This window comes from Paenibacillus sp. Y951 (assembly GCF_056786395.1).
This window is the reverse complement of sequence record NZ_JBXCIY010000015.1, coordinates 18,320-40,843: the sequence shown is the minus strand read 5'-3', so window position 1 is coordinate 40,843 and position 22,524 is coordinate 18,320. Positions and strand designations below refer to the sequence as shown.

The window sequence follows — 22,524 nt, the reverse complement described above, 5'->3', positions numbered from 1 at the left end:
ACAGTTAGCTAAACTATAGATGTGACTCAGCCTCTTGAATAGCTTGTTTACCTAAATTCGTAATAACCATATCCTCCATTGGTGGATTATGTAGTCCGAATCGAACATCACGATATAAGCGCTGTAATGGATGACTAACCGCAAGACTATGCGCACCAACAATTTTCATCGCGATATCAACAACCGACATTGCAGCTTTTTGAGCAAATACTTTAGCAGCTATAAGCTCAGGGATAAAGAAAGAATCTTCCTGATTCCTATCCCTAGTATCCCAGCGCTGCGCAACGCCGTAGAGAAAATGTCGAGCTGCATGAAGCTCAAGATCCATTTGACCAAGTTGCTGAGTTACTGAAGGTGTATACAGAATAGGTTGAGATAATGTGCTTGGCTGATATTCTTTAGCGAATCGAAGTGCTTCTTTTCTAGCAGCAAGCGCAATGCCTAGGTAGCAGGCAGGGATATGCAATAGAGAAGGGCTAGCTACAGAGCTTCTTTCGCTTGGATAGTAGTAGACTAAGGATTTCATAGGGACGATGACGTTGTCCAATACGAGATCATGACTAGCAGTTCCCTTCATACCAACAACATCCCATGTAGGATCTATCGTTATTCCTTTTGTATGACGAGGAATGATAAATTCTACTGTTCGTTCTCCATATCTAGCCGTGACAATATAGTAATCTAGTACGGGTGATAATGATGTAAAGGTTTTACGACCATTAATTTGGAAGGTATCATCGGATATTGCTATAGCCGTGGTTTGTGGCATACCGCCGCGCTGAGGACTTCCTGTTGATTTTTCTGTTGCAGCGCGATTAACAATCAATTGTTGTGCTACAACTGCTTTATTTAACTTTTCTACCTGCTCCTTAGACCATAGTTGCCGATGATTCAGGTCATACATTACATTTAAATGCCAACCAATGCCTAAGGCAATAGCAGCATCTCCCTGGGCTAATCGTTCTTGATAGAGGACGAGCTCATAGATAGATATCTCTTGTCCACCCAATGCCTTCGGTACGGTGAAAGCTGGATAGCCAATTCCACGTAATGCCTCAATATGAGCATATGAGAAACGATTTTCCATATCAGCCCTATGCGCCTCCTCGATAAAGGAATCGGCTAAGTCACCTATCAACTTCATTTTATTCTTTTGTTCTTCAGTACGAACAAACATCGATTGTTGTGTATGCATATCGTATCATCCCTTTAGTAGGTGAATTTAATCTTATTATCCCTGTTATTTCTAATGGGTTCAAGCAAGTATAGAAGTTATGGCGAATGTAGGGCTCGGCAAACTGATGGAAACAGAAAATCGATTATACGAAGCAGAAGAGTATACAATTAGCGCTGCAAGCTGATAACAAGGACATCATAGTGTTATGTAATATCATGATGGCTCGCATCATGATAGCCCAGCAAGATTGGAAAGAGGCATCTACAGTGCTTGCAGATACAAAGAAACTAGTCCGCGAATATCGACTCTTGAATCGGTTGCCTGATATTGAAGAAATGCAAGTAACAGCGATGCTACTTCAGCGAGCTTCACCTGAACATAGTGAACCTTTGACGCAGCGTGAGCTAGAAGTCTTATGGCTGAACACTAAAGGGTTCTATAGGACAAAGTGAAGATAGCATTGAAATGGAATTATAACAATATGGTATTATAAGATGGTTAGCTAATATTAAGGAGGTTTCATGATGAATAATGAAAAGATGATGTTATCACTTGATCAAAGTAAAGAACTGCTTGTAATATTGAAAGCTCGTTTTGATAAAAACATAAACCGCCACACAGGTATAGAATGGTCTAAAGTACAAGAAAAGCTTGAAGCTAATAATGAAAAGCTATGGTCATTATATGAAATGGAAAGAACCGGTGGTGAACCAGATGTCGTTAGTTATGATGAAGCGACTGGAGAATACGTTTATTATGACTGTTCAGCAGAAAGTCCAAAAGGACGTAGAAGTGTTTGTTATGACAATGAAGCACTAGAGTCAAGAAAACAACATAAGCCTGAAACTAGTGCTATTGAAATGGCAACTGCTATGGGCATTAAGCTATTAAACGAAGAGCAATATCGTAAGCTACAGCAGCTTGGACATTTCGATACGAAAACATCGAGCTGGTTGTTAACACCTACTGATATAAGAAAGCATGGCGGTGCGATCTTTGGTGATTACCGTTATGATCATGTATTTATATATCATAACGGTGCGGATTCCTATTATGCTGCTAGAGGATTCCGTGGCTCACTCACAGTATAAATAGTATTCGTTTATAGCTTCCAGTGCTCAATGCATGATACTATTTTGCAAACATATGATTACCGATCTTGACTGTGGTAGGACGGCTTCGTACCCATTTATTTTCTGTTTTGTCCGGATTATAGAAGACGACGGCTCCCAGACTCGGGTCGGAGCCGTTTACTGCATCTTGAACGGCGCGTATGGACTCTTGACTTGGCGTCACCGTATAGATACGTTTATCCAATACCGGAGAGTACTGATAGTATGAACGGCCGTTTATATATTCGACCTGAAATATTGTATCAATGATAGAATAAGGCCAATCAGGATGATCGACTCTGTTCAAGATCGAAGCAGCGACTGCTACCTTGCCATCATAGGTTTCGCCTCCTGCCTCCGCTTCAGTTATTTGATACAGCCACTTCATTTCTTCTGCAGATGGCTGTTCAGCGTTTACTAACATGAGATTTGTATCATTTCCCGTTGTAATTACCGCTGCGCGCAATTGAGAATTGTATTGGATATGTAATCCGATTTTTTTCGCAGTATAGGCTAAAGGAACATATGCTGTTCCTTTATTTAGCGTTGTCCGTGTAACCAAGCTATCCCGAAGCCATGTTGACTTCCCATCACGTCGATAATCGGAATAACGTTTGCCAGCGGGAAAACCGATCTCAATCGTATCTGTTGTGAGTACGGCAGCTCGATATCGCTCACTCCAGTTAACCGAGATGTTCAGACGGCGAAAAAATGATGCCGGAACAAGCTGTAGTCCGTTTTGTACAATAGCAGTTGTCGAGATCCGCTGTCCATCGACATATACCGTCGTATTGCTGAGTGTTTGCGCCGAAGCGTGAGGTGTTAGCCAAACATAGACAATAATCAATAATAGAGCCAAAGGCATAGTGTAACGTTTATTCAACAAGACAATCTCCTCCCTCAGTGCACCATTGTACGATAGTTTTGGTAATCAAATTACTGGAAAAAGAGGGAAAATGAGAATAGGTATCGAGGTTAAATTAATGAAAAACAGGGCAGTAAGCAGATTCATCTCGAATTATTGATCAACTATTCTGATAAATATGAAGATATTCTAATAGTATATGAGCAAATATTTGGAAAATGTTCATAATAGAGATACGTTATAATAAACCTAACTCATATTGGGCAGAAAGGAATTCGAACATGAAAAAGGTTATTGTCATTGGTGCAGGGATTTTAGGAGCTTCAGCGGCTTATCAGTTAAGTAAGCTAGGTGCTGATGTCATAATTATAGATCGTAAAGATGCAGGACAAGCAACGGATGCAGCAGCGGGGATTATTTGTCCATGGTTATCACAACGTAGAAATAAAGCATGGTATCGTCTTGCTAAAGCTGGAGCAGGTTTTTATCCTTCACTTATTCAGGAGCTAGAGGAAGCAGGAGAGCTTAACACGGGCTATGCAAAAGTAGGCGCGATATGTGTTCATAATGATCTGGAAAAGTTAGCCGCAATGAAAGAAAGAGCGGAGCTTCGCAGAGAGGACGCCCCTGAAATAGGTGAACTTACGATGCTAACAGATCTTGAAGCGAAGGAAAAGTTTCCATTATTGTCGGAAGGTTATCACGCACTTCATGTATCAGGTGCAGCAAGAGTGGATGGACGTGAATTGAGAAACGCTTTACTAAGAGCAGCACAGCGTAACGGTGCACAGATGATTGAGGGAGATGCTATTCTAGAGTATGATCATCATGAAATTACGGGTGTTAGAGTAGGGCAACAAACATTGAAAGCTGATGAGGTAATTGTGTGCGCAGGTGCCTGGTCCAATGCTTTGCTTCATCCGCTCGGTATTATGCTTCAGGTGTATTATCAAAAGGCTCAAATAATGCATTTGAATCTTGCCGACCAATCCAGTACAGAGCTATGGCCAGTTGTAATGCCGCCAACAGATCAATATTTACTTGCATTTGCTGACGGGCGTATCGTAATTGGTGCTACTCATGAAAATGACGTAGTAGGTTATGATACTTCTGTAACCGCAGGTGGGCTGCAAGAGATATTAAATAAAGGTATTCAAACGGCTTCTGGTCTTGCCAATTGTAGCCTAAATGAGATGAGAGTAGGATTCCGTCCATTTACTGCAGATTTTCTACCAGTGCTAGGAAGGGTTTCAGGATGGGATAAACTCATTGTTGCTAATGGGCTAGGGTCATCGGGATTAACGATGGGACCATTTCTTGGTGAGCAGCTTGCCAAGCTAGCTATGAATCAACAGGTAGATATTCAGCTTGAAGATTATGCAGTAGAGCATGCTATTAATGAGTAATGTTAGTTTGATTCGGAAAATACTGTTACGAATTAATATATATTCTCCTGCGAGGCATGTACAGGGGGCGCATTTAGTACTAAAGGAAAATTTAATCGAAGATGTATTGAAAAAAATAGCAAAGAGGGGCAAAGTGCTCCCCTTTGCTATTTTGATTTGTTTTGATGTTCGTTGCGAATCTTGCCTATACACCGACGTATATAAACACAAACCTTTGACAGGTTGTTTTAATAATAGAGCATACATAATTTCAAAATTTTGTATTTACAATGATTGGGTATTTAGGTACTATTGAGTAGGTATATTTACACAATAATATATTTTTTATTCTATCTTAAGGAGATGAAGATGAATGAGGAAATTAGGTTCACGAATTAAAAGTAACATAGCAATGATATTAGTATGCTTCTTAGTAGTAGGATTATTACCTTCGCAAGTTTTTGCAAATGAAGCAATAGGCTTTACAGACATTGAAGGCCATTGGGCAGAAGGATCTATTAATAAGGTAGTGCAAGAGGGATTATTTAACGGAAGTGCAGAGGGTGTATTTGAACCACAAGGTTCAATGACAAGAGCGATGTTTATTACTGTTCTAAATCGATTAGCTGAAAAGTTAGATGGTCCAGAAGTTGCAGTTAAAGATCAAAGCTTTACTGATGTTTCTGCGAATGCTTGGTACGCGAATGCAATTAGTTGGGCTGTAAGTGCAGATCTGACTGATGGTTATGGCAATGGGACTTTTGGTCCTAATGATCTATTGAATCGTGAGCAAATTACAGTACTAATGTTGAGATTCCTTACTTCATATATGGGTTATGATCTAAGTAACTATCAATCTAGTGATTTGTTTGCTGATAGTGATCAAATTAGTTCTTGGGCTAAGGAAGCAGTGTATCAGGCTGTGGCACTAGGACTTATTCAAGGAGAGACAGGAAATCTGTTCAAGCCTAAAGGCACTGCAAATCGTGCAGTTGTAGCAGTAATTACTGAGCGTTTCCTTGAAAAGTCAGCTGGACTTAAAGCTGATAAACCAAGCGAGACACCTGCTCCAACAGCAACACCAGAGCCGACAACACCACCAAGTGGTGAAAACAATGGTGGAGGTAGTGGTGGCAATGGAGGCAGTTCCACAATTAAAGTGACTGCTGCTACGATTCAACGTGACAAAAAGGAAGTAACAGGTACAGCTATTCGTTCTGGCAATCAGCTAACGGTTGCTGTATCACCAGCTAATGCAGACAAAACTGTAAAATGGTTTGTGAATGATCAACTTAAATCAGAAGCGGCAACGTATACGGTTCAAGCACTTGATGTAGGTGCAGTAATTACTGCAGAGGTTACGGGTACTGGAAGATATAGTGGCAAAGTAACTAGTGCGGCAACGGGTACAGTAGTAGCGTCAGTAGATCTTGCTAATAATGTTCTAGATAGCGCTCCAGTTGTTGTTGCAGACGATGTGACATACGTAGATGAGAATGGAGATGACTTTACTCTCAACGCTACAGATACTATATCATTCTCTATAACAGCTTCTACGGTTGAAATTACAGAAGACGAACAAGAAAATGTAGCAGCAGCTCTTGAAAAAGCATTTGCAGATGCAGATGTCGCTGATCTTGATATTAAGTATTTTGCAATCGATGCAAAATTATTAGTAGAGTCGGAAGATAATACATCATCTGAAATCCATCCTGTTGGAAAAACGACATTAACGCTTTCTAAAGCAAATCTTGGATTTAAAGCGGATGAAGATATTAGTACGTACACATTCCTAATTGGACATACAAACAAAAAAGGCGATAAAGAGAATTTGATTGGAAAGGTTGTTGAGATTAACGGTGAACAATATGTTCGAGTTGAGCTTAATGGTCTAAGCATAATTTTCATCGGAAATATTCCTCCGTTAACACTTACTTTCGATACAGATGGTGGAAGTATAATTGAACCTAAAAAAGTAAAGCTAGGTGAGATAACTCCAGCAGTTGCTGCTCCTACAAAGAATGGCCACTTCTTCATTGGTTGGGATGTTGATTTGAATAAATCTCCAATCTATATGAATATGACGATTAAAGCATTATGGCTTGAGGGAGCATATATTCCAGAAGAACGTTTGTCTCTAGTAGATTCGAATGGTGATAGAGTTGAAGACTACAGTATTAATGCGAATGGTGTAGTTAGAGTTGCTTTATCTGAATCCATTATCTATGATGCAGAGCTAGAGTATACGCTAAATATTGTAGCTCCTGAAAATGCAACAAACTATGTACTTAGTGATTCAGCTGAAGCTGCTGCTAGTGCAAAGATTGGCGATGCTACTGCGGTGAATGGAAATATTGAATTTTCAATCGATATTACTGATTCAGATGGTAAAGTGATTACAGGTAATTATTCTTCGTTCATTAAATGGTTTGATGAAGAAGATGCAATCAATCTAGAGGCTGTAACTGTTAGTGTAGAAACGGATGTACGAGCAGCGACTAGAGAACAAACTTTTGCTGTAAATCGTGGAGTTGGAACGGTAGAAGTAATGTTACTAGCGACAAGTGATGAACACGAGAACTATTATTCATATTTAAATGGCTACTTATTTGGGAATGCAGTATCGAATAATTATAATCTTTCAATCAATGCTTCATTCAATAATTATATTTCAGAACCAACTGGACCAGATTTGCAAATTGATTATACTAATTATTCTGGCTTAAAGCTGATCGTTACTCCTTTTGCTGACGAATCATATAAAGATGTGGTAGCTAAGGCTAGTGCGTATTATTGGGATGCAAATGGTAAGCAACAAAATATTACGTTAAATACGAGCTTGAATGATGAAGGACTACTAGAGGTTACAACGCAGGCTGATCAAAATCTTAAAGAAATGGCTGGAACATCATATAACGCATACCTGTATGTAACAGTTGAAGTTGGAAATAGTAAGCAGCAAGTAAATGTGAATGTGCATGGATTAGCTAATGAAGTTGATGAAACTTATGAGCATATTAGTACTGAGGACTGGGATGAAGTAGTTGCAGCATTTGCAGAAAACCCAAATGTTTCTGTTTCATACCACGGAGCAGCTGTAACCTTGAACAATGTATTAGAGCTTACGGAAAAACAATACCTTAATATTTCAAATTCTGACTTTACTATTGGTTCAGGAGGAGAGCTACGCTTAGTTGGTACTGTAAACGGGGGAGCATATGTTCATGTTAGTGGAGAAATTTTAGTATCTAACGGAGGGAAAATTACAACTACCTCGCAGCTAGAATCACAAGGATCATACTCTTATACTGGTGTGGGTGCGAATAAAGCACTAACAGTAGCAGCAGGTGGAGAAATTCATGTCCCAGAAATTGGTTTATTAACCATTCAAGGTAATAACGGCGTAATTGTTAAGCAAGATGGTGCTTTGAATGTTAAAGGTAGACTAATGATTGATAACAATACAGAAATTAGTGGTACGATGAACATCATTGGTTCAAATGAAAATTATAGTAATCATTATAAAGGTACTGTAAGTATTTACGGAGATTTAACGATAAAAAAAATGTTAGAAGTAAGTAAAAATGGAGAAATATCAGTTTCTGGTATGACGACCATTGAAGTAAACAGTGAACTTCGTTTAACTAAGGGAAGTATTAATCTAAATGGAAAAACGTATAACTATGGAAAGATCGCTGTGCAAGAAGGAAATTTAACATTATCGAATGTTGGTTATGCAGTTAATAATGATGGTATCATTGAACTTGCAGCACAAGCCAGATTAACAATGCCAGGTACTACATTGGTGAATAATAAAACCATTTCAGGCTCTGGTACAATCAGATTGACTGAAGATGTTAATGCTGCCGCAAATTATGACAATGGTATTGAATTTGTGGAAGTAGACGGCATTCAGTCTCCGAGTAATTATAGTCGCTATCAAATTGTGAATGATCCAGAAGCAACAGTAACGGGTATTATTTATGAAAGTAAAATTTCCGGAACAGGCACTAAAGCTGAGTCAATAAAAGTAGTTGAGATTAAAGTTCCTAGTGCTGAATAAATGAAGTAGTGAAGTAACTTGTAAAGCATGAGTTCTGTTGTCTACAGAACTCATGCCTTTTTGTTTTTATACGTTAGTGAATCGATGTTTCCCAAAGAATATTTGGACGAAGTAGATAGGTTAGTGCGATTCAATGAACAATAGTATCGGAAACTTAGTAAGTGATATTTGTATTAGGGATTTCCCTAATATACGAATTTCCAAATACATGATATCATCAAATTATCAAATGTGAAACTTATCACAATATAAGTGAATTATTTCACGAGCAGGAGGATTGCTATGATAACTGAAAAACTAGTGTTAATTGGAAATGGTATGGCGGGCGTAAGAACAATTGAAGAAATTTTGGAACGCAACTCCACAAAATATGAAATAACGATTATTGGCGAAGAGCCATACACGAACTACAATCGCATTATGTTATCTAATGTATTGCAGAAAAAAATGACGGTCGATGAGATTATTACTAATCCAATGCAATGGTACAAGGATAATGGCATTCGTCTTGTTCACCACGATCCTGCTGTACGAATAGATACAGAAAACAAACGAGTAACGACAGCGAGTGGAATATGTATAACGTATGACAAATGTATTATTGCTACAGGCTCAAGAGCCTTTATTTTACCAATTGAAGGTGCACAGCTTGAAGGAGTGCTGGGCTTCCGCACGATTGATGATACGATTCAAATGATTGAGGCGGCAAAAAACTGCAAACGAGCAGCAGTAATTGGCGGTGGCTTGTTAGGGCTTGAAGCAGCCAAAGGTTTAATTGACCAAGGCATGGAGGTAACCGTTATTCATTTGGAAAAATGGTTAATGGAAACCCAGCTGAATGAGCAAGCAGGACATTTGCTGAAAAAGGATTTGGAAAAGCAAGGCATCAAATTTATGATGGAGAAAAAAACAGCTCGAATATTAGGTACAACAAAAGTAGAAGCGATTGAATTTAGCGACGGTAGTATTCTAGAGGTGGATTTGGTTGTAATGTCCGTTGGGATTAAAGCAGTAACAGCGCTTGCCCATGAAGCTGGCCTGAACGTTGAGCGAGGGATTGTTGTCGATGACTTTATGGCGACGAGTGCTGATGGTGTTTATGCTGTAGGTGAATGTGCCCAGCATAATCATAAAATATATGGACTTGTGGCGCCACTTTATGAACAAGGAAAAGTTCTGGCGGATGTATTAACAGATCGAGCAACAGAGGGGTATCGAGGTAGTACTGTCTCCACCTCTCTAAAAGTATCCGGGTGTGATCTTTTCTCAGCAGGAATTATACATGAAAGTGATGATGTTAAATCAATTGAAGCTTATAATGGCCTAGCTAATAGCTACAAAAAACTATATATACAAAATAATCGAGTAGTTGGTATCGTTCTTTATGGCGATACGTCAGAGGAAAATCGCTATTATAAAATGCTGCGCAATGGGATTGATATTACGACGCTTAATGCTGTAACTCTGCTGGCTTCTGCGGGGGATGAGGCAAGTATGAGTGTTGCAGAATGGGATGATGCTGATACAGTGTGTGGCTGTAATGGTGTGACGAAGGGCGCGATTGTTCAAGCGATTCATGCTCAGCAATTAACATCTGTTGCAGAGGTGACACGTTGCACAAAGGCGGGAAATTCTTGCGGAAAATGTAAACCAGACATCGGTGAGCTATTAGCTCATGTGATTGGAGATAAGGTTACAGCGGCACCTACTGGAATATGTGCTTGTACTCATCTCACGAGAGATGAAATCGTCCTGCAGATTCATGAAAAAGGCTTAACGACAACGCAAGAGGTATATCAGGAGTTAAACTTCAACAACGCTGAAGGATGCACCAAATGTCGTCCTGCAATTAATTTCTACTTGCATGTTACGTTCCCGAAAGAACATATTGATGAAAAAGAATCTCGTTTTGTTAATGAACGTATGCATGGCAACATCCAAAAAGATGGCGGCTTCTCTGTTATACCTAGAATGCGAGGCGGACAAACAACGCCACAGCAATTGCTGAAAATTGCTCAGGTTGCAGACAAATATCAAGTGCCGCTCGTGAAAATAACAGGTAGTCAGCGTATTGGCTTATATGGTGTGAAGAAGGAAGATTTGCCTGATATTTGGGAGGAGCTGGATATGACGTCAGCTTCCGCTTATGCCAAAGCAGTGCGCTCTGTCAAAACATGTGTCGGTGCTAATTTTTGCAGATTTGGTACGCAGGATTCCATGGGATTAGGTATTAAGCTAGAGGAGCGTTTTGAGTATATTGACACACCACACAAGTTTAAAATGGGAGTTTCTGCTTGTCCACGCAGCTGCGCAGAGAGTGGAGTGAAAGACTTTGGTGTCATAGGACTAGAGAACGGCTTCCAAATTTATATCGGAGGAAATGGTGGAACAGAAGTAAAAGAGGCACAGCTACTAACGACGGTCGAGACTGAGCAAGAGGTCATTGATCTTTGTGGAGCAATGCTTCAATACTATCGTAAAACGGGAATTTATACAGAACGTACTGCACCGTGGATCGAAAGACTTGGCTTCGATCATATCAAATCTGTCCTGCTAGACCAGGCACAGTGCAAGGATTTGCTTGCAGAGCTTGATGAGGCAGTGGCTGGAAAACGCAATGATCCTTGGACCACCGTTCGCAACAATGAAAATATGGAAAAAGAACTCTATACAGTGGGGAGAGGTTAACAATGACTCAAGTCAAGCAGAATATATTTGTTGTAAATTTTGATGAGCTGGAGCAGCGTGTTGGACGTGAAATTATTGTAGATGGTAATAGAATTGCAGTGTTTCGCTTGTTAGATGATCGCATTAAGGCAATTGGCGGAGTTTGTCCTCACACAAATGGGCCACTTGCTGAAGGTATTGTTTCTGGTGAATATGTGTTCTGCCCACTTCATGAGTACAAAGTTTCCTTGCTCGATGGAAAGGTTCAAGAGCCAGATGAGGGATATGTAGCTACGTATGAGACGTCAATTGAGGATGGCAAAGTATATATTATAGTATAGCGAGTATGACATCTGAACAGTTAGGGGCTTAGATCCTAGCGTAAAGGAGAGCTATCATTGTACAAACAAAACGTTGAAACGATTGCAGAAGCAGGTGCGGTTAAGCGTGATTATATGAAGCAGCAGCCGCTCGGTTATTTTATTGCAACATTACTAGCTGGAGCCTATATTGGATTAGGAATTATACTTATATTTTCAGTTGGAGCACCATTAGCACAAGCGGGCTCACCATACCAGTCGCTCATTATGGGAGCAAGTTTCGGGATCGCACTGACCTTAGTTATTATTGCTGGGGCAGAATTGTTCACTGGAAACAATATGATATTTACTGTTAGTACTTTATCGGGGAAAACAACGATAAAGGATACGTTGTCAAATTGGCTCATTGTATTTATCGGAAATTTGCTAGGAGCGATTATTCTTGCCTTACTTGTAAAAGCGACAGGAATATTTAATGCTGCACCAGCTGATCATTTGATTTTCAGTTCTGCTGCCAAAAAGATGACGGCACCATTTAGCGAATTGTTTTTCAGAGGGATACTTTGTAATTGGTTAGTTTGTCTAGCGATATGGATGAGTATGCGCTTGAAAAGTGAAGGAGCTAAAATGTTCGCGATTTGGTGGTGCTTATTTGCCTTTATTGGCAGTGGATATGAGCACAGTGTAGCAAATATGACGCTTTTAAGTGTTGCAATGCTATTGCCTAATCATCCTGAAGCAATCAATTTAGCTGGCTGGCTGCATAATATGCTACCTGTCACACTTGGAAATATGGTCGGAGGTATATTATTCGTAGGCTTGGCCTATTGGAAAATTTCACCTGTACGAAAATTGTAGCTTCAAAACTTTATAGTATAGACAGACAATAAACTCACCTCACAGGCTCATTGAATGCATAAAATTCTAGACAGTTGGCATATTAATGATGAGGTGATAATCATGGCCAAAGCAGGGATGAAGCGTCCAGATCCAAGTGAAAACATAAGTACTGAAAGTAATAAAAAGCAGAACTTCCCGAAAAACGATATTGCACCTGTTCCAGAAATTCAAGGTAAAGCTAAAAGTGGAAATGAAAAGGCCAATCGTGCCCCCGATTAATGCTTTATGAATAATGAGTTGGCCCAATAATAGCTAAACGTACAACATCCTGTAAATGGGATTTGTACGTTTTTTATCAATTTAAATTAGTTGTTTACATTTTCGAGAGTCGAGAGTATCATTCAAATTATCAATGATTTCACAGCCCGAATCCGTCAGCTAACCTCATAAGCGTTGCAGAGAGAGGATGATTATCATGATGAATCGAATCGAAAAATTGCAGACTGAAATTCCAAGTCAAAACAAAGACATCGCTCTATATGCCAAACATGTAATTAGCTCACTAGAACAGTTCGAAAATTATCACCGCAGATTTGTTTCTGCACAAGCACTTGCCGGCATCAAGCCAGTTGGAGATCAAGAAATTGTGTTCTATGAAACAGTAAGGCAAATGAAAGAACAAGTGATTTCTACACTAGAAGAAACAATTGATGATCTCAAGCATAAGGGTGATAAGCATCATCACAAACACTTTGAAGATGGGGTCGAATGAGGTGTTTCACGGAAGCCACTGAAAAAGATCTAATCTAATAAACAGGATATCTCACCTCGTTTTTCGAGGTAAGGTATTCTGTTGTTATGTCCATATAGATTTGCAGCAATATTAATAATGTATTAAAGTAGAACTTAATAGGATTAGAATACAAATGCAGGAGGGTCTCATGACACTTATTAATCAGTTGACACCCAATGAGGAATTTGTAGGTTTTTATTTGCTGAGAGAGTTAGACATTAAAAAAACGAATAATACGCCAGCTAAAGATTATTTTGATATCGTATTATGCGATGCTAGCGGGCAAATATCAGCAAAATACTGGGAGGCTACAGCAACCGATAAAGAAACATTTTTCCCAATGGGATTGGTGAAAATCCAAGGTTTAGCTCAAACCTATCGTGAAAGATTACAAGTGAAAATTATTAAAATTCGTAAAGTAACGGATGAAGATCAAGTAGCTATAACCGATTTCATACGGTCCGCTCCTATACGTCCGATTGATCTTATTCATACTATTAAGCAGGTAATGAATAGTATTACCGATGAGGAGATCAGACAAATCGTATCGTTTTGCGTTGCAAAAGTAGAGGATAAGTTAATGCATTACCCGGCTGCCAAAACATATCACCATGCTTATTTTGCAGGGCTTGCTTATCATATCGTTAGAATGCTAGAACTCGGGGAGTTTATAGCTCGTCAGCGTCCATTTTTGAATATTGATCTTATTAAAGCTGGCATTATCCTTCACGATATTGCCAAGCCTGAGGAAATGAATGCGGAGCTAGGGATCGTAACTGAATATAGCAACCAAGGGAATTTAATTGGACATATTTCTATGGCTTCTAACTGGATTGTAGAGGCGGCAATTCGGTGCAATATTAGTCTAGATTCTAATAAAGTGATTAGTCTACAGCATTTGGTGCTTTCTCATCATAATTTGGGAGAGTGGGGAAGCCCGGTACAGCCTCAAATGGCCGAGGCAGTAGCATTGCATCACATCGATGCACTAGATGCAAAGCTCCAAATGGCTGAGGATGCACTCGATACAATGTCTCATACTGAAGAGTGGACTCCGATGATAAGAGGTTTAGAAAATAAAGCAATGTATCGTATGAAATTTTGATTTTAAATAATGGTATGGTAGTTTATATGCCAAATTTGTAATCCGCTCATTAGAACAGGATATCTCACCTTGTATTTCGAGGTAAGGTATTCTGTTTTTCTGTAACAAGTAAAAGAAAGATAATAAAATCAATAAATGGACGTTGCTTTACATTGGAACATTACATATAATAGTTATGTTCTATCCGAATCGTTTTATCATTTACTTTCCATCTAATTGTAAACGCTTACCGTTTTTCGTTTGGTGTAAGCTCAATATAGCAGGTAATAAAGTTATAAGTAGACAATGACTTACCGTGACTGCTTATTAAGCAGAAGGAGTAGAATTCGAATGTACAGACTACTTATTGTAGATGATGAAGAAATAATTACAGAAGCATTGTACGAAGTGTTTAATCAAGTTATGTCAGATGAATTAGATATATGTAAAGCCTACTCAGCAAAAGAAGCGCTGAATTGGTTATCACGAACAAGAGTTGATATCGTACTTACCGATATACGTATGCCTGGTATGAGCGGTTTGGAATTGATGGAAGAGATCCGAACATTTTGGCCTAGATGTAGAATCATTTTTTTGACAGGCTATAGTGAGTTCGAATATGCATATCAAGCAATTCAAAAGTCGAATGTTAGATATTTATTGAAAACGGAAGGCTACTCGAAAGTCACTCAAACGGTGCAGGAAGTTATTCAAGAGATCAATACTGAAAATCAAATGTATAATTTAATACAACAATCACAAAAACAGATAGATACGTTAAGATTTATGGAGCAGGGGGAATATTTCAGACATTTTCTACATGACAGCCAAGTCAATGATAAACATCAAGATTCATTAATGCTAGAGTTTGAAGGATTGAATATAGATTTAGATGCTAAAGCTCCTGTTGTGTTAGCACTCGGTCATTTATCATATTCCTTTGAAGCAGTTTATGTTGAAAAAAGTGAAATGTTTTCGTTAACAAGGGCCATTTGGAATTCATTTATGGGGGAGCAGATACATAGCGTTACTCTAGTTGATAAACATGGTGATCTATTATGGCTGCTTCAAACCTCAGAACATGCTGATGAAAAATTTAGCAATCATTTAATTAAATATTTAGAAGGAACTTTAGAATTAATCCAGCGAGCATGCTTAGAATCACTTGGCATCTCAATTTCATTTACTATAAGTGGTCGTACATGCGCATGGGGCGAACTGTCTAATCAGTATGAACGGCTTAGACAGTTGCAGAAGATGAAGATTGGTGATGGAGTCTCATTAATTCAAATTGATCGCAATGAGCAGAAGATGACATCAAATTTAAATGAAAGTTTTCGACTTGGACCGAGAGTGGAAATTCTCAATGCACATTTAGATGCGGGGAGATCTGATCAGTTTTTTGAATGCTTTGAAGAGACTGTACAGCCTATTTTGCAAATCAATGATTCCGTTCATCGCTCAATTGAAACATATTATTCGATTGCGTTAATGCTGCTGTCTTGTATTAATCGCTTTGGTTTGCAATCTAGTATCGGTGATTATAGTAAATTAATGCGCTTTGACGAGCATACCTCGATCCAAGAAGCCTTTCAATATTTGAAATTGCTAGGAGAGCGGATTTTTAAGCTGAAAAGTATCGATGAACGGGATCGGTCAACTTTAATAATTGATAAAATATGTAAGTTTATTCAAGAGAGTCTTAGTGAGGATCTGTCGCTCGTTCGTTTAGCAGAAATGTATTACTTCAATCCATCCTATTTATCACGCTTTTTTAAACAGGAGCATGGTGTTAAACTTTCCGAATATATTGATGAATGCCGGGCAAAAAAGGCTAAGGAGCTATTATGTAATAGTGAATTAAAGGTGCGCGATGTTGCTTTGCTAGTTGGCTATGAAGCGGCACATTCATTTACAAGATTTTTCAAAAAAACGACAGGAATGACCCCGCAGGAGTACCGAGATTCGATCATTGTGGAGCGTTAATATAATGAAGTATTGTTGTAATTTATAAGTAGAGTATAGTTTGCCTTTAAACTGAGGCTAATTATACTCTTTTTTCCGTGAAGGACAGGATTCACTTATTCGATCATTCGACGATAACTATATTTACTAGGGTATATAACCAGCTATTGTAAGGTTACTCAACAATTTTGTAAGCGCTATACTATTGGTGGTTATTCGATAAGACAGCGCAGAGCTACATGAATGGCTTACGTATTATACGAAAAAATATGATGGTGAGAGGTGTAGTGATCTATTATGAAGGGTTTACGGAAAAGTAGTTTAGTAATGTTGGCTTTGATCATGATATTGGTACTGGGTGTAAATGGTGTTATGCCCGCGCAAGTGAGTGCAGAATCGTTAACCGTTACATTTGATTTTGAGGATGGAACGAGTCAAGGCTGGGTTGGTCGTGGTGGTGTTGAACAGTTAACTGCTAACGCTGCTGCAGCCTACAGCGGCAATTATGGTCTTCAGGTAACGGGCAGAACGGCTGGTTGGAATGGTCCTTCATACAATTTAACGACTGTTATGGAGCAAGGTGCAAACTATGAAATATCTGCTTGGGTTCGTTTGCCAGAAGGATCACAACCTTCATCTGTTTCGTTAATGCTTCAAAGGACGACAGCGAGCATAGATTATTATGAAAATGTAATGTCCAAAACGGTAACAGATAGTACTTGGGTGAAACTATCAGGTCAATATCATTTAATTAATCCGATTGAGAATATTGGAGTATACTTAGAATCTTTCGAAAATCCGACACTAGAATTTTATATGGATGATGTTGTTATAGAACGTATTGCTGCTCCAGTTCCAATTGAAATACAAGAAGATATACCGTCTCTTAAGGACGTATTTGCAGATGATTTCTTACTGGGAACTTCGTTGCTTGTTAATGAAATCGAAGATCTACTAGGACCGGAAGCTCAGCTCTTGAAAAAGCATTTTAATAGTCTGACAGCAGGTAATGAGTTGAAATGGGATGCGACTGAGCCTATAGAAGAACAATTTGATTTCACACGTTCAGATAAAATTATAGATTTTTCAGTTGATAATGGCATAAAATCTCGTGGTCACACACTGATTTGGCATGCTCAAACTCCAGATTGGGTGTTTTATGATGACAAGGGGGAGTTAGTAAGCAAGGAAGTACTATATGAACGAATGGAACGACATATTAATGAGGTTGTTGGCCGATATAAAGGGAAAATTTATGCATGGGATGTCGTCAATGAAGTGCTCGAGCCTGGTGATAAAAAACCAAATGGCTTGCGTAATAGTCTTTGGTATCAGATAGCAGGTGAAGAATTTATCGAGAAAGCATTTGAGTTTGCGCATGCAGCAGATCCGGAGGCTAAGCTGTATATTAATGATTACAATACTGATCAACCTGAAAAGAGACAAGATTTATACAATTTAATTAAACGATTACAAGGTAAAGGAGTTCCAATTGATGGTGTAGGTCACCAAACTCATATTAGTATTCAAAATCCAAGTATACAGGCATTAGACGATATGATCGGAGCGTTCCGAGATCTTGGTATTGAGCAGCAAATTACAGAACTAGATATGAGTATTTATACAAGTGATTCACAAGCGTATGAGACACTTCCTCTCGATCTACAAATTAAACAAGCAAACCGTTATCGAGAAATTTTTGAAGTGTTCAAAAAGCACTCAGATCAAATTACTGCAGTTATTTTCTGGGGCAAGGATGATATGAATTCTTGGCTTCGTACCTTCCCCGTTCCGCGTAATAACTGGCCATTGCTATTTGATGAGGGGCTTCAGGCTAAACTTGCTTACTGGGCATTAGTTGACCCGAGTAAAACACCGCCGGAAACAAAGTATACGAATGCATCTGCTGCGACTGTAAGTATAGACGGTAATAGGGAAGCGGTATGGGATTTAGCGAGGCTCGTCTCTGTACAGGGTGAGGAAGCTGTATCAGCACAGTTTAGCACATTATGGGATGCGAATAATTTGTACGTGATGGTCGATGTTTTTGATCAAACATTGCATGCCAGCGATTCGATTGAAATCTTCATTGATGGAGATAATGGGAAAACGGACACGTTTGAAGCTGATGATAGGAAATACTTATATCAGCGTGTTGAAGAAAGATATTCACCTGAAAATGGTTATCAAATAGTTGAGACGGCTACAGGCTATCGACTTGAGGCATCGATCCCAATGGAAGCTGCAGCAATTGGTAAAGAGATCGGCTTCGATATCCGAATTAATGATGGCACTGCCGAAGGTATAACGAGCGTTTCTTGGAATGATGAGTATAATGAACAGGATTCTGATCCAGCTAGATTTGGAGTTGTTAGTCTCCAAAAAGGACCACGTGATACGGCTGCAGTACGAGGAACGGTTAAGGTGGATGGAGAGATAGATGCGGTATGGAGCAATACAAATGAAATAACAACAGATCGTTGGGTAACTGGAACAAGTGGATCTACAGCAAAAGTAAGAACATTATGGGATGACGATTACTTATACGTTCTAGCTGAGGTCAAAGATTCTCTTATTTCAAAGCGTAGTCCGAATGTATGGGAACAGGATTCATTCGAAATCTTTATTGATCAGAATAATGGAAAAACGACAACATACCAATTGGATGATGGTCAATATCGGATTAACTTTGACAATGAACAAAGTGTAAGTCCAGTTTCTTTGACAGATAATTTAGTTTCTGCAACTAGATTAACTACGGAGGGGTATATTGTCGAAGCAGCCATTGCTTGGAATGGAACAGCTCCACAAGCAAAAGACGTCATTGGCTTTGATGTACAAGTGAATAATGATGAAAATGACAGTGGTATACGTGATAGCGTTGCAATATGGAATGATGCTACAGGAAACTCTTGGGCTGATACATCTGGGTTTGGTATATTGAGATTATTAGAGGGTGATAACGGTGAACAAGGGCCTATCCCAACACCAAAGCCATCACCAAAGCCATCAATATCGGGGGAAACAACTCCAAAAGATATTGAAAATGGAACGAAACGTATTAGCTACTCTGACGAGAAGTTTAATGCATCGATTAATAATGTAGAAGGTAATACGCTTACTTTGCAAGTTGAAACGGCTGATGATCTTACGATAACTTTAACAGGGACACAGCTACAAAAAGCGATTACATCTGGTATCAAATTTATTAAAGTGGCAACTAGTATAGCGGATGTTGAACTGCCTATCTCTGTATTATCCAATGATAGTAACAAGGAAGCTACTATTTCAATAAGTAAGATTGCGGATGTGGATTTATTAGAAACAGTGCGTAACAATGGAAACGGTAATACAATCGCTGTCGCAATAACGGTAGGCGGCCAACAAGTAAATAAGTTTGCTAATAATGAAACGATGCTTGTATCGTATCCATACACACTGAAATCTAATGATAAGCCAGGACAAATCGTTGTATATATGATTGACAAAGATGGCCAGTTGAAAGTTATTAAAAATGCTCGCTACATTGCTAACTTACAGCAAGTTGTCTTCCGAGCACAGCCAACTGGTCAATATATGATACGATCTGTATCCGCTCAGTTTACTGATTTGGAGCGTGTCGATTGGGCTCGTACTGCCATTGAATCATTAGCGGCAAGAGATATTGTTAATGGTATAACGGAGACGACTTTTGAGCCGTCTAGTCCAATAACAAGGGAACAATTTATTTACTTACTCATTCAAGCTTTGGAGCTAGAATCAGAAGAGGCTAGTCATTCCTTTAGTGATATTGCGCAGAATTCTTATTATGAGAAGTCTGTTGCTATTGCTGCACATTATAGTATCGTACAAGGGATGACTAATGGTCAATTCGGAGTTGGCACTTTTATTACTCGTCAAGATATGTCAGTCATGCTATATCGGGCATTAACTTTAGCGGGTGTTGTATTGCCTAAGCAAAATAATGGTGGGGAGTTTGCTGACAGCGCAATAATCCCACAATATGCAGAGGAAGCAATATCTAAACTGAAAGAGTCGGGATTAATCAAAGGTAAGTTAAATAACAATTTTGCACCTAGAGATGCCGCTACACGTGCAGAGGCTGTATTATTGCTTTATAATTTGCTGGAGCTTCAATAAATATCTGAGATTAGTTACACGAAAAAAGAAGTCACTCTTATAATATGGAAGTTTCAAACTACCATTATAGGGAGGGCTTCTTTTTGTTGTACGATTAAGAGTAGTCAACTCTAGTTTTTATTAATAAAGCGTTTGATATCTACCTTAGCTCCAACACGCGCACTTTCAACAGCAGCCATGACCATCGCCATACTATAAATATTGTCACTGCTATCTGTTTCAGGCTTACGTCCTTCAGATAGCGCTAAAAACATATCTTCAAGGCAGCCCGCATGGAATGTTAGCGGCATTTCAATTTCCTCAGCTTTCACACGATCATACTCATACATAAACTTGCCTTGTTGTGACTCGGACTTAATGATATCAGCATATGGAACACCATGTCCGTCCCATATTGCTGTTCCTTTGTCACCAATAATTCGCCATGCTGCTTCCCATGAGGTAGGAGCACCTTCTGCGCACCATGAGCCGCGATAATCGAACACAGAGCCATCAGACATTTCAAATATGCATAGTGCCATTGCATTACCTGCATACCAAGAGCCATGCGGATTGAACTCATGACAGTAGACGGAAACAGGGTCTGCTCCTAAAATCATACGTGCCTGATCGAACGTATGAATCGCCATATCAAGTAACAATGGACTTTCCATAGCATCTCGGAATCCTCCGAAATGTGCGCCGATAAAGAAGTCAGCGCTCGCAAAACCAACCTTGCCAATCGTATTATCTGTAATTAAGTTACGAAGCGAACGTATTCTTGGGTCAAATCTACGGTTTTGCATAATCGCATGCGTTTTACCGTATTCGGCTGCCATGGAGACTAACTCGGTACATTGGTCTATCGTTTCTGCAAGAGGCTTCTCAGCGAGTACATTACAGCCAAGTTTCATCGCAGTTGAGGCAATGTCATAATGACTAGCAGGGATCGTAATATCTAGCACAAGATTAGCTCCAGTCGCTTGAATCGCCTCACCAATGTCTATAAATATCGGACAATCAATGTTTTTACGTTCAGCAAAGCCTTTCGCTGCTTCTGGGAAAATATCTACAAGTGCTACAATTGTTGTATCCTCACGAGTTAATACATAATCAGCCCATGCGTTAGCCATATTGCCACAGCCTGCAATAATTACGTTATAGCTTGCCATATTGATTCATCCTCCTCTAGATTGGGTTAGGCACATACTGTCCGCCTCGGCAAGATTTCAAATAGTTAAGTGCATGCACTTGTCCAGTCATTTCTAGCTCATCCTTGTAAACGGGGTCATGCCAGCCTTCGATGTCGATTGAGCCCTTATAGCCGTGCTGGCGCAAAATTGTAATAATATCCGACCAGTTGCTATCACCAAAGCCCGGAGTACGATGCCATACGAACGGCTGCGGACCGTGAACTCCATGTTCTTTGACAATATCCCATGCAATCGTGGCATCTTTACCGTGAACATGAAATACTTTATCTATCCATTTTCTTAATTGCGGAATCGGATCAATTAAGCTAACCATTTGATGACAGGGTTCCCACTCTAGCCCGATATTGTCTTCTGGTACAGCGTTGAATATTAGCTCCCAAGCAGTTGGATTATGAGCAATATTCCAGTCGCCACGCTCCCAAGTTCCGCCCATATCACAGTTTTCGAATGCAATACGCACCCCTTTATCCGCTGCACGTCTAGTAAGTTCTCCAAAAACTTCTTTGAATCTTGGAATAGATTCATCTATCGGACGATCTGTAATGCGACCTGTAAATCCAGAAACAATATTTGCTCCGAACAAGTGAGCATGATCAATTAATCTTTCCCAGCTTGCTAAAGTATCGGAGTTGTCGCCGGCTCCAGTAAGTGGATTTCCGAATACGCTTACAGCTGAAATAACAAAACCGTGCTCATCAGAAAGGGCACGAATGCGCTTAGCAAGCTCTTTCAGATCTGTTTCGCCTGTTGTCTGCCAAAATGTAGGATTGAACGATTCAAAGCCATGACCTACAATTTGTGGAATGACAAGATCTGCGTTACCACCATTAACTAGCGTTCCAATACGAATTGACTGTTCCATACTTGTTATCACTCCAATATTGTCATATATTATTGATAGCAACCCTATTATAGATCAG

General features: G+C 39.4%; 16 protein-coding genes. 12 read left to right on the top strand and 4 right to left on the bottom strand.

Going from position 1 to position 22,524, the window contains the following annotated elements:
• Positions 1 to 13: 13 nt before the first annotated feature.
• Positions 14 to 1,195, bottom strand: coding sequence for an acyl-CoA dehydrogenase family protein (locus AC1TPB_RS18725; RefSeq protein ID WP_482077923.1), 1,182 nt, complete (start codon positions 1,193 to 1,195; stop codon positions 14 to 16).
• A gap of 212 nt (positions 1,196 to 1,407) precedes the next feature.
• Here AC1TPB_RS18725 and AC1TPB_RS18720 point away from each other — a divergent pair, with 212 nt between their 5' ends.
• Both AC1TPB_RS18720 and AC1TPB_RS18715 read left to right on the top strand, forming a co-directional pair.
• Complete coding sequence (locus tag AC1TPB_RS18720) at positions 1,408 to 1,629, top strand: hypothetical protein (RefSeq protein ID WP_482077922.1); 222 nt, start codon at positions 1,408 to 1,410, stop codon at positions 1,627 to 1,629.
• A 72-nt stretch (positions 1,630 to 1,701) separates the two neighbouring features.
• Positions 1,702 to 2,268: a DUF4256 domain-containing protein gene (locus tag AC1TPB_RS18715; RefSeq protein WP_482077972.1), complete on the top strand. Its 567-nt coding sequence runs from the start codon at positions 1,702 to 1,704 to the stop codon at positions 2,266 to 2,268.
• 40 nt (positions 2,269 to 2,308) lie between these two features.
• On the opposite strand, the gene AC1TPB_RS18710 is transcribed toward AC1TPB_RS18715, so the two are convergent.
• On the bottom strand, positions 2,309 to 3,175 hold the full coding sequence (locus tag AC1TPB_RS18710; protein ID WP_482077921.1) for a cell wall hydrolase: 867 nt from the start codon (positions 3,173 to 3,175) through the stop codon (positions 2,309 to 2,311).
• Positions 3,176 to 3,435: 260 nt separating this feature from the next.
• Between AC1TPB_RS18710 and AC1TPB_RS18705 the strand changes: the two genes are divergently transcribed.
• The 10 genes from AC1TPB_RS18705 to AC1TPB_RS18660 all read left to right on the top strand — a co-directional run bounded on the left by AC1TPB_RS18705 (position 3,436) and on the right by AC1TPB_RS18660 (position 20,411).
• On the top strand, positions 3,436 to 4,560 hold the full coding sequence (locus tag AC1TPB_RS18705; RefSeq protein ID WP_482077920.1) for an NAD(P)/FAD-dependent oxidoreductase: 1,125 nt from the start codon (positions 3,436 to 3,438) through the stop codon (positions 4,558 to 4,560).
• Between the two features lie 352 nt (positions 4,561 to 4,912).
• Positions 4,913 to 8,602, top strand: a complete 3,690-nt coding sequence (locus tag AC1TPB_RS18700) for an S-layer homology domain-containing protein (protein ID WP_482077919.1) — start codon at positions 4,913 to 4,915, stop codon at positions 8,600 to 8,602.
• Positions 8,603 to 8,884: 282 nt separating this feature from the next.
• Complete coding sequence (gene nirB / locus AC1TPB_RS18695) at positions 8,885 to 11,290, top strand: nitrite reductase large subunit NirB (protein WP_482077918.1); 2,406 nt, start codon at positions 8,885 to 8,887, stop codon at positions 11,288 to 11,290.
• Positions 11,291 to 11,292: 2 nt separating this feature from the next.
• Positions 11,293 to 11,610, top strand: coding sequence for a nitrite reductase small subunit NirD (gene nirD, locus AC1TPB_RS18690; protein WP_482077917.1), 318 nt, complete (start codon positions 11,293 to 11,295; stop codon positions 11,608 to 11,610).
• 57 nt (positions 11,611 to 11,667) lie between these two features.
• Positions 11,668 to 12,447 carry a formate/nitrite transporter family protein gene (locus tag AC1TPB_RS18685; RefSeq protein ID WP_482077916.1) on the top strand — a complete coding sequence of 260 codons (780 nt, stop codon included), beginning with the start codon at positions 11,668 to 11,670 and terminating at the stop codon, positions 12,445 to 12,447.
• A gap of 102 nt (positions 12,448 to 12,549) precedes the next feature.
• A complete protein-coding gene (locus tag AC1TPB_RS18680) occupies positions 12,550 to 12,708 on the top strand; it encodes a hypothetical protein (RefSeq protein WP_482062224.1) in 159 nt (52 codons plus the stop codon).
• Positions 12,709 to 12,904: 196 nt separating this feature from the next.
• The gene (locus tag AC1TPB_RS18675; protein ID WP_482062225.1) at positions 12,905 to 13,201 is read left to right on the top strand and encodes a hypothetical protein; all 297 of its coding nucleotides are present in this window, start codon (positions 12,905 to 12,907) and stop codon (positions 13,199 to 13,201) included.
• 169 nt (positions 13,202 to 13,370) lie between these two features.
• Entirely contained in the window at positions 13,371 to 14,327 is a 957-nt protein-coding gene (locus tag AC1TPB_RS18670; RefSeq protein WP_482077915.1) for a 3'-5' exoribonuclease YhaM family protein, read from the top strand.
• A 330-nt stretch (positions 14,328 to 14,657) separates the two neighbouring features.
• Positions 14,658 to 16,292 carry a response regulator transcription factor gene (locus AC1TPB_RS18665; protein ID WP_482077914.1) on the top strand — a complete coding sequence of 545 codons (1,635 nt, stop codon included), beginning with the start codon at positions 14,658 to 14,660 and terminating at the stop codon, positions 16,290 to 16,292.
• 321 nt (positions 16,293 to 16,613) lie between these two features.
• A complete protein-coding gene (locus AC1TPB_RS18660) occupies positions 16,614 to 20,411 on the top strand; it encodes an endo-1,4-beta-xylanase (RefSeq protein ID WP_482077913.1) in 3,798 nt (1,265 codons plus the stop codon).
• 110 nt (positions 20,412 to 20,521) lie between these two features.
• Here AC1TPB_RS18660 and AC1TPB_RS18655 read toward each other — a convergent pair whose 3' ends face one another.
• Entirely contained in the window at positions 20,522 to 21,562 is a 1,041-nt protein-coding gene (locus AC1TPB_RS18655; RefSeq protein ID WP_482077912.1) for a Gfo/Idh/MocA family protein, read from the bottom strand.
• 16 nt (positions 21,563 to 21,578) lie between these two features.
• On the bottom strand, positions 21,579 to 22,466 hold the full coding sequence (locus AC1TPB_RS18650) for a sugar phosphate isomerase/epimerase family protein (protein WP_482077911.1): 888 nt from the start codon (positions 22,464 to 22,466) through the stop codon (positions 21,579 to 21,581).
• Positions 22,467 to 22,524 lie beyond the last annotated feature (58 nt).

Bases quoted from the DNA above. Each gene is read 5' to 3' on its own strand.
- AC1TPB_RS18725 (WP_482077923.1), bottom strand. From the start codon at position 1,195: ATGCATACACAACAATCGATGTTTGTTCGTACTGAAGAACAAAAGAAT.
- AC1TPB_RS18720 (WP_482077922.1), top strand. From the start codon at position 1,408: ATGATAGCCCAGCAAGATTGGAAAGAGGCATCTACAGTGCTTGCAGAT.
- AC1TPB_RS18715 (WP_482077972.1), top strand. From the start codon at position 1,702: ATGAATAATGAAAAGATGATGTTATCACTTGATCAAAGTAAAGAACTG.
- AC1TPB_RS18705 (WP_482077920.1), top strand. From the start codon at position 3,436: ATGAAAAAGGTTATTGTCATTGGTGCAGGGATTTTAGGAGCTTCAGCG.
- AC1TPB_RS18700 (WP_482077919.1), top strand. From the start codon at position 4,913: ATGAGGAAATTAGGTTCACGAATTAAAAGTAACATAGCAATGATATTA.
- nirB (WP_482077918.1), top strand. From the start codon at position 8,885: ATGATAACTGAAAAACTAGTGTTAATTGGAAATGGTATGGCGGGCGTA.
- nirD (WP_482077917.1), top strand. From the start codon at position 11,293: ATGACTCAAGTCAAGCAGAATATATTTGTTGTAAATTTTGATGAGCTG.
- AC1TPB_RS18680 (WP_482062224.1), top strand. From the start codon at position 12,550: ATGGCCAAAGCAGGGATGAAGCGTCCAGATCCAAGTGAAAACATAAGT.
- AC1TPB_RS18675 (WP_482062225.1), top strand. From the start codon at position 12,905: ATGATGAATCGAATCGAAAAATTGCAGACTGAAATTCCAAGTCAAAAC.
- AC1TPB_RS18670 (WP_482077915.1), top strand. From the start codon at position 13,371: ATGACACTTATTAATCAGTTGACACCCAATGAGGAATTTGTAGGTTTT.
- AC1TPB_RS18665 (WP_482077914.1), top strand. From the start codon at position 14,658: ATGTACAGACTACTTATTGTAGATGATGAAGAAATAATTACAGAAGCA.
- AC1TPB_RS18660 (WP_482077913.1), top strand. From the start codon at position 16,614: ATGATATTGGTACTGGGTGTAAATGGTGTTATGCCCGCGCAAGTGAGT.
- AC1TPB_RS18655 (WP_482077912.1), bottom strand. From the start codon at position 21,562: ATGGCAAGCTATAACGTAATTATTGCAGGCTGTGGCAATATGGCTAAC.
- AC1TPB_RS18650 (WP_482077911.1), bottom strand. From the start codon at position 22,466: ATGGAACAGTCAATTCGTATTGGAACGCTAGTTAATGGTGGTAACGCA.